At 52.8% G+C, this 15,431-nt stretch carries 9 protein-coding genes; 4 read left to right on the top strand and 5 right to left on the bottom strand.

Translation table 11 applies throughout. The annotated features are described in order from the left end of the window. On the bottom strand, positions 1-933 hold a 933-nt coding region (locus tag NP589_RS17660; protein ID WP_256608154.1), incomplete at its 3' end, for a TolC family protein. Then, positions 930-1,619, bottom strand: a complete 690-nt coding sequence (locus NP589_RS17655; RefSeq protein WP_256608152.1) for a TetR/AcrR family transcriptional regulator — start codon at positions 1,617-1,619, stop codon at positions 930-932. The genes NP589_RS17655 and NP589_RS17660, both read right to left, overlap by 4 nt. 185 nt (positions 1,620-1,804) lie before the next feature. Here NP589_RS17655 and NP589_RS17650 point away from each other — a divergent pair, with 185 nt between their 5' ends. After that, positions 1,805-1,969 carry a hypothetical protein gene (locus NP589_RS17650; RefSeq protein ID WP_256608151.1) on the top strand — a complete coding sequence of 55 codons (165 nt, stop codon included), beginning with the start codon at positions 1,805-1,807 and terminating at the stop codon, positions 1,967-1,969. 110 nt (positions 1,970-2,079) lie between these two features. Here NP589_RS17650 and NP589_RS17645 read toward each other — a convergent pair whose 3' ends face one another. Continuing rightward, positions 2,080-2,463, bottom strand: coding sequence for a hypothetical protein (locus NP589_RS17645; protein WP_256608150.1), 384 nt, complete (start codon positions 2,461-2,463; stop codon positions 2,080-2,082). A 584-nt stretch (positions 2,464-3,047) separates the two neighbouring features. Between NP589_RS17645 and NP589_RS17640 the strand changes: the two genes are divergently transcribed. The 3 genes from NP589_RS17640 (at position 3,048) to NP589_RS17630 (ending at position 5,994) form a co-directional block, all read left to right on the top strand. Beyond that, complete coding sequence (locus NP589_RS17640; protein ID WP_256608149.1) at positions 3,048-4,580, top strand: SpoIIE family protein phosphatase; 1,533 nt, start codon at positions 3,048-3,050, stop codon at positions 4,578-4,580. 293 nt (positions 4,581-4,873) lie between these two features. Next, entirely contained in the window at positions 4,874-5,281 is a 408-nt protein-coding gene (locus tag NP589_RS17635) for a hypothetical protein (RefSeq protein WP_256608148.1), read from the top strand. Then, positions 5,278-5,994 (top strand): rhomboid family intramembrane serine protease, encoded by a 717-nt coding sequence (locus tag NP589_RS17630; protein ID WP_256608147.1) that lies wholly within the window; start codon positions 5,278-5,280, stop codon positions 5,992-5,994. Before NP589_RS17635 ends, NP589_RS17630 begins: the two co-directional genes overlap by 4 nt. 116 nt (positions 5,995-6,110) lie before the next feature. Here NP589_RS17630 and NP589_RS17625 read toward each other — a convergent pair whose 3' ends face one another. Together NP589_RS17625 and NP589_RS17620 are read right to left on the bottom strand one after the other, a co-directional pair. Then, positions 6,111-10,319: a response regulator gene (locus tag NP589_RS17625; RefSeq protein ID WP_256608146.1), complete on the bottom strand. Its 4,209-nt coding sequence runs from the start codon at positions 10,317-10,319 to the stop codon at positions 6,111-6,113. 10 nt (positions 10,320-10,329) lie between these two features. Then, positions 10,330-15,408 (bottom strand): PAS domain S-box protein, encoded by a 5,079-nt coding sequence (locus tag NP589_RS17620; protein WP_256608145.1) that lies wholly within the window; start codon positions 15,406-15,408, stop codon positions 10,330-10,332. Positions 15,409-15,431: the final 23 nt, after the last annotated feature.

The following is a 15,431-nucleotide window of genomic DNA, read 5'->3' as shown; positions in this document are numbered from 1 at the left end:
GATGTCGGCACTGGCCGCCGCCAGCTTACGCTCGTCGGCGGCCAGATCAGGACGCTGAGTCAGCAGGTCGGCCGGCACGCTATCCACTTGAAATTGCACGGGTGTCGGTATGCCGCCGCCCGCTGCTAACCAGGCGCGCAAATCGGCTTCGGCCAGACCGGTCAATGCCACCAAGGCCTTGACGGTGTTGTCGCATTCGGCGCGTTGGGCGATTAGATTGGATTCGCTGGCGTGCAAGCTGGCCTCGGCCAAGACCGCGTCGGCCGGCGACGAAAATCCAGAGCGGGCCAGGACGCCGGTCAAGCGCGCGGTATCCTGTTTCGAGGTAATGGCGTTTTGATAAGCGGCCGCCGCCAGTTCGCAGGCGCGGTAACTGACATACTGACTCGCCACTTCGGCCGCCAAGCTGATCTTGGCGTTCCGCCAAGTCAATTCCGCAGCTGTCAGGCGGGCTTGCTCGGCCTGCCGGCCGAAGGCGAATTTGCCGAATAAATCCAGCTCCCAACTGGCATCCAGACTGCCGGACAGGATTTGAGTAATGCCGCTACTGAAGCTTGATCCGCTAGTGCCGGCAGTCTGCGCACTGGTCCCTATGGTTCCACCCTTGGAACGACTGAATGCGCCATTCGCGGTCAAGCTGGGCATGCCGCCGGCTTCCGCGCCGGACAGACTGGCGCGCGCCGAGGCAATACTCGCTACGGCTTGCTCCAGCGTCGGGTTATCTTGTTCGGCGGCCTGCTGCAAGCGCGTCAATACCGGGTCGTCGAATTGACGCCACCAATCGGTGAATTCAGTCGCGCCGCCAGCGTCGTCCTTCCGTTGCGCTTGCCATTGGGCCGGGGTGTCGATCGCCGGCCTGACGTAGTCGGGAAACACGCTGCAACCGGCCAAAACGCCGCTACCGGTCAGAATTGCCAACATTGCCGCTTTCACGATAGTCTCCGGGCGGTGACACCGTCTAAAAACACCTGAACGACAAATAAGACATGGGCGCGAGCGTCCCAGTCCGCTTCCAGGCAACCGAACAAGGCTTTGTTTCTCGGTTCGGCAAACAGCATTTCCAAAAACAAGGCCGCCGCGCGTTCGACGTCGTGTGCCGGCAATCCGTTCGCCGCGCCTTGTCGACGCAGGTAATCGGCAATCACATTTTGAATGCGCTTGGGTCCGGTGGTTTCCATCCGTTCGCTTAGTTCCGGAAAGTGCAGCGCTTCGGCGACGCCCATCCGGTAGAACGAGATCATGTCGGGCTGCATGACCTTCGCAAGCATGTTTTCGCCAAGCGCGATCAAGCCGTCGCGGCAAGACATTTGCGCCAGGTTCTCGATACTTTGCAATTGGGAAATATCGGACTCCACCAGGCGTTCGACCGAGGCCAACATCAACTCGGCCTTGTTTTTATAGCGCTCATAGATGGTTCGGGTGGAAACCCCGGCCGCCGCGGCAACCTTGGCGATGCTGGTGTTGGCATAACCCTCGCGCATGAACAGTGCCAGAGCATGATCCAGCAAACTGTCGTTGCGCTCGGTTTCGGTACCGGCTTTCGGCCGTCCCACTTTAGTTTTATTCGGCGTTTTAGCTATCATCGTCTGCTCCGGAAAAATAAAAATAAAACGTTTCATTTTTATTATTCCCGAAGAATAGCTTTTAGGCAAGTACCTAACAGTAAAAGTTTGTAAAGTGGAGCCCAAAATTCGGACAGTAGTTTAAGCTGCGTTGTGACGAAAATTAGCCGGCAGGAACTGAGCGAAAGCAAGCGGAAGAATTTACAGCTGCGCAAAAAGCCAAGCTTGCTGATGAGGAGTATTTGAAACAGCACGGTGGCGTGCAGGCCTTGTTGATGGGCTTGACTCAATACTTCCAGTTTTACAACGAGGACCAGCGCCAAGACTGTGGAAAAACTTTAAGTGGCGACGCAAGCATCCGCTCTCTTGCAGAAGAATTGGGACAGCGCCATTCGGCTGGAGTGTGAACAGGGCTCTCTTAAATGTGTCGCCCACTTCCGGCAAAACGCAGCTGATCGCCAAGGCCCCAGGCTGGGTTAACGGCAGTAAAACCCAGCGCTGCAACTAAACTCAAAACTCAAGTCTTGGCTTTTTTATCCTTACGGATGCCGCGGACGGCATAGGTTCTGGCTTTATCTTTGGCGGTTTCCGCAAAGAAGCTCTTCCAGGTCTCACCGCCTCTATCGGCAATGGCCGTCGAAAAATCCTTGAACAGGCTGATACCTTCCAAAACCATTTTAGGGCTAAAGCCATAATCGTGGGTCAGGTAGTAGCTGATGCTCATCAGATAGGTTTTTTCTTTGCTGATCAGCTTAATCAGCCGCTGTTTTTGTTTGTCATAAACGTAGTAAGAGGTCAGTGCCAGCAGGCTCAAACCAAAAAATTTCGTCCACAGCAAAATATAGGCTTCGTCTTCATAGAGCTTCTGACCTTTGTGCAAAATGGCATCGGTTTTAGTCATATTCATCCTCGTTTCAATTGTCACGGCATCTTAATTTAAGTTTGAAAACTTTGTTTTATAAATATTGTTCGAGACTGCGGAAGCGGCGACATTTAAGCGCCGGAGCAGTAGTATTACCGTGAAACCCCAAAAATTCGAACCGCCAAGCTACGGTTCAGGATTATTTGTCGGGGAAAATTTACGCTACTAGCGATATCAACCAATCTGGGACGCTAATTGGAAAATCCTATGGCGGCTTAACTACCCGGGATAAAATCAGGCTGACTCACCGATGTGCTTAACATTGACAATGATGGGGCATTTAAAAAAATACCATCTAATATTGCGTCTTAACCGATCAAGAAAGCTGCTGATTAGCAAGCGGCTTCAACTGCATTCCGCTCGCATCCTCAAAATCGTCATGCCTGCACACCCATTGGGGCGCAAGAGGAGAGCCGAAATCCAGATAGCCATCCCGGGCACTGGATACCCACTCATGTGACCTTTGGGTATCCCGGTGGACATGGAGGGCTTTTGGGTTTAGCTGAAGCGGCTTGCTCGTCGGGAAACACACTCTCAAAAACTGGATCATGGAGGTCGTAGTTATGGAAAGCGGCGTTAAAAAAAGCAGCCAAATCAATAGCACTGAAAGCTGGTATCGGGCCTTAATCGAATCGTCCGGCGATGCCATTATCGGTAAGGATTTACATGGCAGAGTTGCCAGCTGGAATCCGGCGGCCGAACGGATGTTCAGTTATACGGAACAGGAGATGCTGGGGCAGCCAATAACAAAACTGATCCCCAAACAGCGGATTAACGAAGAACAGGTGATTCTTGCCAGAATCTTGCAGGGAGATCAAATTCAACACTACGAGACGACTCGGCTGCGGAAGAATGATGACGAGTTTCCGGCGTGTATCAGCGTTTCGCCGATAAGGTGTCCGCAAGGCAAAATTATCGGCGCGGCCAAAATCATTCGGGATATTACCGAACGTAAAGCTGCGGATTTGTTGAGCAAAGACAACCGCTTTCGGGCACTGTTCGAGACCATTGTGGACGGCGTGGTGCTGATTAATGCCAAAGGCCTGATTCAGGCCTTAAACCCCGCAGCGGTCAGCCTGTTCGGCTATACCCCTATCGAGCTACAAGGCAAAAACATCAGTCTATTGATGCCCTCCCCCCATGCCGAGCAGCATGACCAACATTTGGATAACTACCTGAAAACAGGCATTAAAAAAGTTATAGGCATTGGCCGGGAAGCGATGGGTAAACGCAAGGACGGTTCGATGTTCCCGGTTGAGCTGACAATCAGCGAAATGGATGTGGACGGCGAGCGCATATTCACGGGCATAATCCGCGACATTTCTCAGCGCAAACAAGCTGAGGCCGCCAACGATTTTGAACAAGAGTTGGCGAGCGATCTGTTGCAGCGCCTTTGGGAAGCCGAGAAAACCGACAAATCAGGCCTGACTATCTGGCGTGGCGAAAACTTGCCCGGCAAACACTATTTTTCCGGCGACCTATTACTGCACGCATCCAGTTATGGGCATACTTACGTCTTACACGCCGATTCCATGGGCCACGGCCTGGTAGCCGCTTTACCGCTATTGCCGCTGGGCGATCTGTTTTACTCCTTGGCGCACTCCGGGCACATGGTCGGGGCTATCGCCGCCAAACTGAATCGGATGCTGTTTGAAAGAATGCCTCGTGGCCGCTTCGTTTCCGCCACCATTTTGCGCATAAATACCCATCACAGAAGTGTCGAGTTCTGGAGCGGCGGCATGCCGCCGCTCATAATTTTGACGGCGGAATCCGCTGACGAGACACAGGCCGGTGGCGAGCATCCGGCGTTAGGTGTCCTGTCGTCCGACGATTTCAATGCAAAAACACAGGAATGGCAATGGGATAGCCAATATCCGCAATATCTATTCTCATATTCTGACGGATTAACCGATGCGCAAAACGCCGCCGGAGAACGTTTCGGACAGCAACGGGTTTTGGAATTGTTTAAAAACCAGTGCAAAGACCAATGCAATTCAACCGAGCTATGTAAAGAATTTGTTGATTTTATCGATCCCGGCAAACCTCATGACGACGTATCCTTGCTAATCGTCGACTGCGAGTTATTGCGGCCATAGCCTACGCGCTTGTTTGAGTCGACATTTTTAAAGCACTTGGCCTGCTGACACAAAGCCTGGTGCATCGGTTGACGATTCCGTCCACCTTGCCCCATACCCGGCTACGAAAATGTCTTCCACCGCGCTGCGGAGTGCCACCCTCATCCAAACCACCGGCCATCCGTTGACACGAGACCTGATTGGACTACATTTATCGGCAGTTAGGTTTAGCCGTTAATCTTTCAGCCACCGGCCAACACGATTATCAGTTCAATTAATATCAATGTTTAAATAATCAACCATAAGGAATCTCAATGACTAAAGAAGCGGCGAAGGAACATATTCTGAAAAACTTAACGCCGGGAGATTCTCTAGTTGGATTTTTCATCGCCCAACAACCTTTCAAGCTTTGGTTGTTTTTTATCATCGGCCCGCTGGCAGTGTTGAGTATGAAGCAATATTTTATTGCCGTTACCCAAAAGGGCATCCATTTTCACCGCTTAAACTTATGGGGGAAATTTGCAAGCGACGACTTTTTTGCCTTCAATGAGATTGCCACCGTCAAAATCGGCAAGGGCATGCTGCAAAGACCGATGAAATTTACATTTAAAAACGGCCGAAATATCTACATTAAAGCGCAACTAAAAGGCGTGGAAAAAGTAGCCAAGCTTGACGAGGCCACGCAAAAACATATTGAACAACACATTGCCGTCGTTAAATGATTTTGTTTTTTATTGTGACGGCAGCCTATAGCGCGCTGCTGCTGTTTTACAGACCATCGCCGAGCAGCCTGAAAGACGCCCCGCTGACTTTCTTGGAAAACTTTAAACAAATTAAAGCGGCGTTGTTTTCCGGTCTGCTATTTTTTAGTATTTTTCTATTTACCAGCGACTTTGGCTTTAATGAGGTCAATCAGCAGCTTTATCGTTTGTTTGCATTAAACAATGTTTCGGCAGCGGCGATTTTATGGCCGTTGCAATCCGTCACGCATTTATTTATCCACCTAAACTTTCCACATGTGCTGACCAATGTTGCCGGCCTGGGTATCGCTGCGGTTTATGAAAGGCAAGTCGGCTCGGGCCGATTTTTGATGGTATTGCTGGTAGCCGGCTTATCCTCTATCCCTTCAATCCTGTTCTATTCCGAGCCTATAGCGATCTGCGGCATTTCCGGCGGCGTATTCGGTTTAGCCGCCGCTTACTTCACCGACCAGGACGGGCTGAGCACCAAAGAATGGCTGTATGCGGTAATTATCTGTCTCGTGTTTTTAGTGTTACTGTCCTTCGGAAACAGCGTGGAATCTAAGGCAAACGGTCAACTGCAATATAAAATCGATTACTACGGTCATGCACTGGGGGCGTTGGGCGCTATCGTTTACTGCCGTTTCAAGCCTAGAAAATTGGCCGACAAGCCCTGGCTGGAAAACTCTGACTAAGCACTCTTGTAGGGTTGAATTTTTTCGCACTATGAGCGCCAAAGGTCTAATAAATTCGACCCTACAATATCTCCAAGTATTAACTTAACGGCGTTGGCCCTTGCGGGAGGAATTTACTATCCCATCTTACTTTCAAACGCATAGTAACGCGCAATGCCTTCCCGAACGTCGTTCCGTAATTCATCGTCATCCCAAGGCTTTTTGTGAAACTTGTATATTTCGCCTTTGTTAACGGCCTCGGTAATAGTGTTTAGATCGGCATAGCCGGAAATGATCATTCGTACCGTTCGCGGGTGCATGATCTTGACGCGCGACAAAAACTCCGTACCGGTCATATCGGGCATCCGTTGATCGCAAACAATCACCATGACCGGATGATTCGCCAATAACTCCAGCGCTTCTTTGCCACTGCTGGCCGTCAAAATGTCATAATCATCCCGCCGTAAGCAGCGCTTCAACGCCGACATGATATAGGGTTCGTCATCCACAATAAGAACTTGCGGTTTCTGTTCATTCGAGGGCAGGCGCAGAATGGTGCCGGCCTGCAATAACTGCCGAATCTCAGCGCTGGGCAATGGCCGGCTGAAATAGTAACCCTGTATCTGGTCGCAATGCAGCCTTCTTAGGTAAGTGGCTTGGCCCTGGGTTTCCACCCCTTCCGCGATGACAACCAAACCCATGCTGTGCGCCATCGCGATGGTGGCTTGTACAATCACCGCATCGTTGGAGTCGGTGATGACATTGTCAATGAAGCTTTTGTCTATCTTGAGCTTGTCCACCGAAAATTGTTTGAGGTAGGAAAGCGAAGAATAGCCGGTTCCGAAATCGTCAATCGATAGATGGATACTTAGATCCTTCAGCTGTTTCAGGAGCGCCAGGGTCTCGGTTACATTCGTCATCAACAAGCTTTCGGTTAATTCCAACTCGATACAACGCGCCGGTAAATCGGTTTCAGCGAATAACTGCTTCATCAAATCGACCAAGCCACCGGTTTGCATTTGCATGGCCGAGACATTGACAGCAACAGTAAACCCATCGCGGATAAGGCCGGCATCCCGCCACTCCTTGGTTTGCAATATGGCCCGCTTGATAATCCAATCCCCCAAGGGCACGATCAAGCCGGACTCTTCCGCCAAGGGGATAAACTTATTCGGCGGCAAAAATCCCTGAAGCGGGTGATTCCAGCGCACCAAGGCTTCCAGCCCAATCACTTTTCCGCTGGCAAGATCGACCTGGGGCTGGTAGTGAAGCTCAAATTGTTCACGCTCGATAGCATGGCGCATGTCGTTGGTCAGCGCGATTCTGCACAGTAACAGCTCATTCATTTCCTGTTTGAAGAAACGAAAGCTGGACACTTTGTCGGCTTTGGCGTGATTTAAAGCGATCCCGGCGCGCTGCACCAATTCGCTGGCCGACTTAGCGTCGGAGGGATAAAAACTGATACCGATCTTGGCTTCCAGATGAATTTCGTGCTGGGCTAGAACCACCGATTCCGTGACCGCTGCTTGCAAAGCATCAGCAAATTGTTCGGCTGCCGATGGGCCGTTGATTTCCGAGCAGGCAATATTGAAATTATCCTTGGCCATCCGAGTGACAAGGCCTTCGCTACCAGCGGCCTTGACCAGGCGATTGGCAATGATTTTCAGGGTTTGATCGCCTATTTCATAACCGTAGGTGTCATCGATCGTGTGGAAATTTTCAATATCCAAACGTAATACCGCAATATCGTGATGCTGATGCTCGGCTTGAGCGATGGCTGACGACAACAGGTCTTCGAAGAAAAATTGATTCGGCAAACCCGTGACCGGATCGTACCGCGATAATTCGACGATACGATCCTGCATCTGCCGAGTTTCCGTCAAATCGTTGATGATGGCCACAAATAACGGGGGTTGATCATCGATTAATTCCAGATGAACTTCAACGGGATACTCGCTACCGTCTTTACGCCTATGGATGGTTAAAAAATCGCAGCGACTCTTGCTGCCCGCACGCAGTGGCGCGCACAACAGCTCGAATGCTTCCAAGGTTAACTCAGGGGTAATGTCCAACGGCGTCATCGCTTCGAGCTCTTGACTTGAATAACCCAGATTGTCCCGCCCACCCTGGTTCACATCGATAAACCGCAGTGTCCGGCTGTCGAAAATATGAATTTCATTGGTGGATCGCGCCAACACCTGGCTGAAACGCGCGGCTTTTTTCTCGACGCGCTGGCGTTGGACGATGCGCCAGAGGGCGCTGGAGATGAGTTGGACGGTTTCGACATCCAGCTCGGTATATTCGGTCGATTTGTTCCCTACCGCGGTTAACATCACCACTTTGCCGTTCTCGATCACCGGTACGGAAATCAGCCGACGCAGTTCGGGTTGCGTATCAGAGCAGCCATCTTTGTAGAGATGGTTCGGGCAATCATTGAAAACGGCCGGTTCGCGGCTTCTGACAGACTCGGCCAGGATACCGACCTGATTCAGAAGAATGCTGCTCTCGGCGGCCGATTGACTCGTTCCTCGGGATAGAGCCGCCAGTTCCATACTGTCTTCGTCAGCATTGATGAAGTATACAAAGGCCAACTGGCTACCGGTCAATTCTTCTGCCAGAAGCATGCCGCGCCGCATGAATTCCGCCTCGTTCAAGTCTTCCGATGCCTTTGGCAGCTCCAACAAAGCTTGCGCACGCCGGGCCTGTAAAATCAGCTTTTGTTCGTTTTCTATGCTCTGAGTGACATCAACGCCGACACCATCCCAAACCACACTACCATCGGCTTGCTGTTGCGGACTGGACTGAAAAGCAATCCAGCGCTGACAACCGTCGGGCGGATTGAACAGTACGGTACCCTTATAGACTTTTAGTTCCCGCAAGCACTCGGCTTCCGCTGCGATATATTCCTGGCGTGAGTCAGGCGCCATCTGGGCAAAGAATAGATTCATATCATTGAGCATTTGTGCGGGTTTCAGGCCATGTAATTTCTCCACGCCAGCACTGATGTGCCGCAAGCTTCCTCGACCGTCTGGCCAGATTTGGTAGCGGTAGACATAACCGTCCGGCAGATTGTCGCCCATCACCCGCAATTGATGCTCCCGCTCCCGCAAAGCCAGCTCCGCTTCGACGCGTGCGGTGATGTCATTCAGCAAACCGTCGAAAGAATCCACTTCGCCCTGTTCGTTACGGCTTAGTCGGGTAAATTCATCGATCCAGATCCAATGCCCGTCACCGTGCAATAAGCGGTATTCCTGATGATATTCGTCCGGACCATAGGCAATGTGTTGAGCGACTTCGGCTTCGATCCGAAACCGGTCTTCGGGCGGGAGTAAATCCAGATACTTCACTTTTCCCAAGCGTAGATCTTCCGGACGATAGCCCCAAACCGAGATGTTGGAACTGACGTAACTCACCGGCCAATCCTCGGTGTTGCGCCAGGTAATCGCCACAACCGGAGACCGACAGACGATGGCGTCCAGGTGTTGCAACTCGGCGGTGTGCAGCTCGATTAACTGTTCGAAACGATGATTCAAGCGGCTGAGTTCCAGATGCGTGCGTATCCGCGCCCGCACTTCGTCGATATCAAAAGGCTTGGTAATGTAATCGGCGGCTCCAATCGAGAAGCCGCGCACCTTGTCCACCGTTTTATCCACCACGCTGACGAATAACACCGGAATCCGGGTGCCTACGGCCGTTGCCTTGATGCGCCGGCACACTTCATAACCGTCCATCTCCGGCATGAGGATATCCAGCAGCACCACATCGGGCGGATGGGGTCCAAGCACTATTTCGACAGCCTTGCGGCCATTACTCGCAACCCGGATGCGATATTCCTCTTTTAAGGCCTCGGCCAATTCGTGAATATTCTCCGGCATATCATCAACCAACAGCAGCACCGGCCGTTCTGCCCTGATCAGCATCTGTTCATTCAAAGACATCAGCGGCTTGCGGCGATATTGGCGCAATTCCAGTTGCGTCAATATCCGCTGTTTGAGCAGGTCGGGATTAACCGGTTTGGTAATGTAATCGGCGGCACCCAATTTAAGACCGGCTGCCTCGTCAGCGGATTCCGACAAAGCCGTGACGAAGATCACCGGAATATCGGCCGTCATAGGATCGGTCTTCAACCGCCGCAACACTTCGTAACCGTCCATGCCCGGCATTTTGATGTCGAGCAACACTAGATCCGGGCCTGGTGCGCGCATCGCCAGCTCCAGCGCTTTTTCGCCGTTAGTCGCGGCAAGAATGGCGTAGTCTTCGCGTAGAATGCTCAATAAAGCATGCAGATTTTCATTGACGTCATCGACGATCAGAATGCTCGGTTTGCTGTTATTAGTCTGAGACATGGGAATTTCGCTAATGTAATGACGGCCCAGCCAACAGGCGTTGTTGCACCGCCGCCAGCAGGACTATGGCTTGATCTATGTTAAACGCATCGACCTCGGCGGCAATCTCGTCGAAATCGGCTTCGAACTCACTACCGGCCGTACCCTTACGTAAATCGCCGATCAACGCTTCCGCTGCGCCTAAATCGCTTTCCAAGACGGCCATTAGCCGGGTGATTTTAGCGGTAACCGCATCGGCCGATAGCCGATTTGCCGGCGATGCGGCCGGCGCCGGCGGTGCGGCAAGGCTATCAATGTCGGTCATCACCTGTTGCAATAAATCGCGTAACTGCTCAATGTTCTCGGCGGCAGGCCGTTGCTGTTGTTTAAGCAAGGCATCGATGCCGGCGACGCACTCGTAAAACGCGTTGGCGCCGATATTCCCCGCTACGCCTTTCAAGGAATGGCAATAATTTTCAGCCGTCGTGAGATTGTCGGTCTGCAATATGCGCTGTAATTCGTCAACTGCGTTGGCATAATGTTCGCGAAAGCGCCTGAGTTGTTTGCGATAAGCGGTTTCCTTACCGCCGATGCGGCGAATCCCCTCGCTGACTTGCAAACTTTGCAAGCCTAATAACTCAGGCGAACAAACTACCCGTGCCGGCGCGTTATTGACTGCGTAAGTCTCGGCCAGAGCATCAGTCGAAGCGGCGGGCAGCCATTTTGCCAAGCAGGAAAACAAGCTCTGCGGCTCAACCGGTTTGGTAACGTGGTCGTTCATGCCGGCCGCCCGGCTTTCCTCGGCATCGCGGGCCATCGCCAGCGCGGTCATGGCAATAATCGGCAAGCTGGCAAAGCGCTCTCCGCCCGGTTGACTAGCCAAAGCGCGAATCCGCCGCGCCGCCTCCAGGCCGTCCATCACCGGCATCTGGATGTCCATCAATATGCAATCGTACTGGTAACGCTGCACCATCGCCAATGCCTCTTCGCCATTCACCGCCTCATCCGCCTCGATATTCATACTGCGTAGCAATTCGATGGCAAATTCGCGATTAATAGCATTATCTTCCACCAATAATACGTGGCGGCCAATGAAATTCGGCGGCGCCTGCGAGGCTGCATACGGCGAGTCCTGCCAACCGAGGACGTCGCCGCGCCCGAATGCCGACAACATACTATCCAGCAGCGACGACGGCGAAACCGGCTTGATCAGAAAACCATCCACCCCGGCTTGGTGAGCCAGCAACATCACGTCTTCGCGGCCGTATGCCGTGATCATGATCACCTTAGGTTGCAGCACAATAGCCGCATCGGCATGAATCCGCCTGGTGGCTTCGTCGCCATTCATGCCGGGCATCCGCCAGTCCATCAACACCAGATCGAAAGGATGGTCGGCGGCGGTTTCCAGCAAACGAATCGCGGCAGCGCCATCGCCGGCCAAACTGACATCCAACTGAAAGAAACGTAACATTTCCGCGAGAATTTCTCGGGAAATTTCGTTGTCGTCCACTACCAACACGCGGATGCCTTTCAGTAAAGACCCGGTCTGATCCAACAACTCCCGGCGACGCGCCTCCGCCTGTTGGGCAACGTGCAGTTGCACCGTGCAACAAATGGTCGTGCCTTGACCGGGTTGTGAATCTTCGAGCCAGATCCGGCCGCCCATCAGTTCCACCAGGTGTTTGCTGATCGCCAGTCCCAATCCGGTGCCGCCAAACTTCCGAGTAGTGGACTGATCGGCCTGGGTAAATTTCTGAAATAGACGCCCTTGCAGTTCCCGGTCCATGCCGATGCCGGTATCGCGAACCGAAATCTGCAAGATGATCGCGTCGTCCTTTTTGCTGAGCATCCGGAACGCCAATTCCACTTCCCCGCGTTCGGTGAATTTGATGGCATTCCCGCAAAGATTGAGCAGAACCTGTTTCAAGCGCAGCGGATCGCCCAGCAGAGTGGCGGGAATGTTCACATCATAGCGAATTAAAAACTCCACGCCCTTTTGCTCGGCCTGAAGTCCGATGGCGTCGGTGAGTTGCTCCAGCACTCTATCCAGGGCAAACTCGGTAGACTCAAATTCCAGCTTGCCGGCTTCGATTTTGGAGAAATCCAGAATGTCGTTGATGATACCCAGCAGCGAATGCGCGGCGCTTTGGGCTTTCGTCAAGTGGTTGTGCAAGGTAGAGGGTAAATCCTGTTTCAGGGCCAGATACAACATGCCTAAAATCGCATTCATCGGCGTGCGGATTTCATGACTCATATTCGCCAGGAACTGACTCTTCGCCAAAGTGGCCGCTTCCGCAACCTGGCGGGCCTGCTCCAGTTCCAGCGTACGCGCCGCCACTAGCTCTTCCAGATGGTGGCGATAAGAATCCAGTTCGACCTCTACCCGTTTTTTCTCGGTAATGTCCTCCTTAATGGCCAGATAGTGGGTGACGGCGCCGTCCGATTGCCTTACCGGCGTGATCTGTGCCCATTCGATGTATTCACTGCCGTCCTTGCGCCGGTTAATCAATTCGCCGGACCAGCTTTTACCCTGGGTTAGGGTATTCCACATCTCGTCGTAAGTGGCTTGACCAGTGTGTCCGGATTGCAGAATACGCGGGTTTTTGCGGATGGCTTCCTCGCGGCTGTAGCCGGTGACCGCGCTAAAATGCTGATTGACGTACTCGATCTCCGCCTTCAGATTGGTGATGACGATGCTGTTGGGGCTTTGCTCCACCGCGAGCCACAATTTGCGCAGCTCCGCTTCCGCCTGCTTTAGTTCGGTAATGTCGGTAATCACTGCCACTCGACAGTTACGCTCGGAAAAATTGATGTCATGCGAGCGCACGATGATGTCGATCACCCTGCCGTCTTTGAGGATATGCTGCCACTCGCCGATATACGCAAAACCGTGCAGCCCGGCAGCCAAGGTGGTAATGGCCTGTTTCTGTTGGTCCGGGAACAGATCGGTGAGATTTAACGCGGTGATCTCCGCTTGGCTGTAGCCATATAACTCGTTAAACGCGTCGTTCACGGCAACCATGGCCAGCGTGCCGCGCTCATAAATCAACATCGGCGCCGGGTTGTGGTCGAACAGATGGCGGAATTGCTCCTCGATCTGCTTGCGTTCGGTGATGTCCGACCAGATCAGGGACAGATAATTGCGACTTTCGATTTCAATCACTTTTATGCTGACATGCACATTCAGCAACGTGCCGTTCTTGTGGCGGCGTAAGGTATCGAATTGCGCACCGCCGGCTTGCATGAAATCGTCTGTTATTTGTCTAATCTGTGCGGCAGCGAATTCTCCTTGAATATCCGGCAAGCGCAAGCAGGCGAATTCCTCGCGGCTGTAACCCAAGTGTTGGCAGGCGGCGTCGTTGAATTCGATGAATTCGAAGGTTTCGGCATCGATCAGAGTAATCGCATCGGTGGCCTGCGAGACGATGGCGCTGAAAATGCGCTCGCGATTTCTGGCTTTTTCCTCGATGATCCGGCGTTTGATAAAGCTACTCACCCGTTCCGCCACAGCATCGAGCAAGAGTCGTTCTTCACCCAAAAACTGATCACCCCGTTGCGCCGGGCCCGACTGTAGATAAGCGACCGAGATACTGCCGGAGGCCGCACCGTCGATTTGAATGGGCGCGGTCAGCAAGCTACTCGGATTTTTGAAATTGCGGCTGAAATAGCTCTGACCCTCCCACTCCAGGCGGGCTGCGGTTGCTTCAGGACACTCCCAGCCGGCAGGCAATAGGTCAACTACACGCTGCAACACCTCGGGCAAGGGCATTTCTAAATCCTCGGTAGCCCGAAAAACCGCGTGCAGACATTTTTGTTCCTTGATGCGCTCGTTTAAGGCGCTCTGCGTTGCATGCAATTGGGTAATGTCTCGGGCCATGCCCAGTACGCCAATCAATTTGCCGTCGCTGGAATTCACCGGTGTTTTGATGGTTTCGTAGAGTGCAGTGTGCTTGCCGTCGGCATGGGTCACCCAATCCTGATTTCGAATAGGCTCACCGGCGGCGATGGCTTTAAAATCCTGTTCGCGATAGGCAGCAGCCCTTTCCGGGCTGACAAAATCGTAATCGGTCTTGCCGACGATAACCTGTTCAGGGTTGCCGTACAGCGGCTCGAAACTTGGGTTACACAGCAGGTACACGCCGTCGGGATCTTTCAGCCATATTTTGTCGGGCATGGCCTTTAACAGGGTGCTCAGCAAATCTTCTTTGTCGGCCAAGGTTTCCAAGGCCCTTTGCCGCTCGGCAAAATAACAAGCCAAGGCCATGCCCACTACCGATAGCACCACCATGAAAAACCAGTAGTTGATGTCGTGGTTATCACCCAAGCCGGGATCGGCCAAGCCTGAGCGTCGCCACACCAAGCCGAACATGGCTTGTGTGGCGGTAACGACCAAGATCAGCGTCGTAGCGCGGCGGCCAAGACGGACAGCCGCCCAACTGACAAGTAGAAATATCCAGTAACTCTTCGCGTAGCCGCCGAGGCTGTCGTGAAACCAGTCGAGAAAAACCAGCTGACCCGCCAAAAAATTCAGTGCGACAATCAGAGATGCTTCGCCGAATTCCCTGGCACCCCGCAGCTTACAGGGACTGTTAGCCCAGACCAGAATCAGCGGCGTAACCAATATCACACCCAGTGTGTCGCCCATCCACCAATGTAACAGGGCGGAAAGGACTGCCTCCTCGCCGATAAAACCGGCGACAAACAAGGTCAAGGTGCCTATCGCCGCCGTCAGCGAGCAAGCCACAACCCCGCCGAGACTAATCAGCAGCAGGTAATCGCGCAGAGTTTTCAAAGTATGGTCGAAGCCACGGATGCGTTGGAGCAACCAAGCGCCTGACCAGGCGCCGAAGGTGCTGCCCATTGATATGGTTGCCGCGCTCAACAACGCTTTGCCTTGCCAGATATTAAGCGCCAACGCCCCGACGAATATTGCCCAGACATAGTTGCGGCCGCCCAGCAAAATGGCCGCCAATGCCAGTCCGCTGGCAATAAAAAAAACACTGGCACTGCCATTGGGCGCGAAATATAACAAAGCCAATCTAGCGGTTACCATATAAAGCCCGGCAACAGCTATCCATCTCAGCCATGCAGGCGCCACTGCTTCACGCATAAACCCTCCTCTTGCTGAGAGTA

It is taken from the genome of Methylomonas rosea, assembly GCF_024505055.1.
Classification (GTDB): Bacteria; Pseudomonadota; Gammaproteobacteria; order Methylococcales; family Methylomonadaceae; genus Methylomonas; species Methylomonas rosea.
The sequence above is the reverse complement of the archived record's forward strand: the minus strand, read 5'-3'. Positions and strand labels throughout refer to the sequence as shown.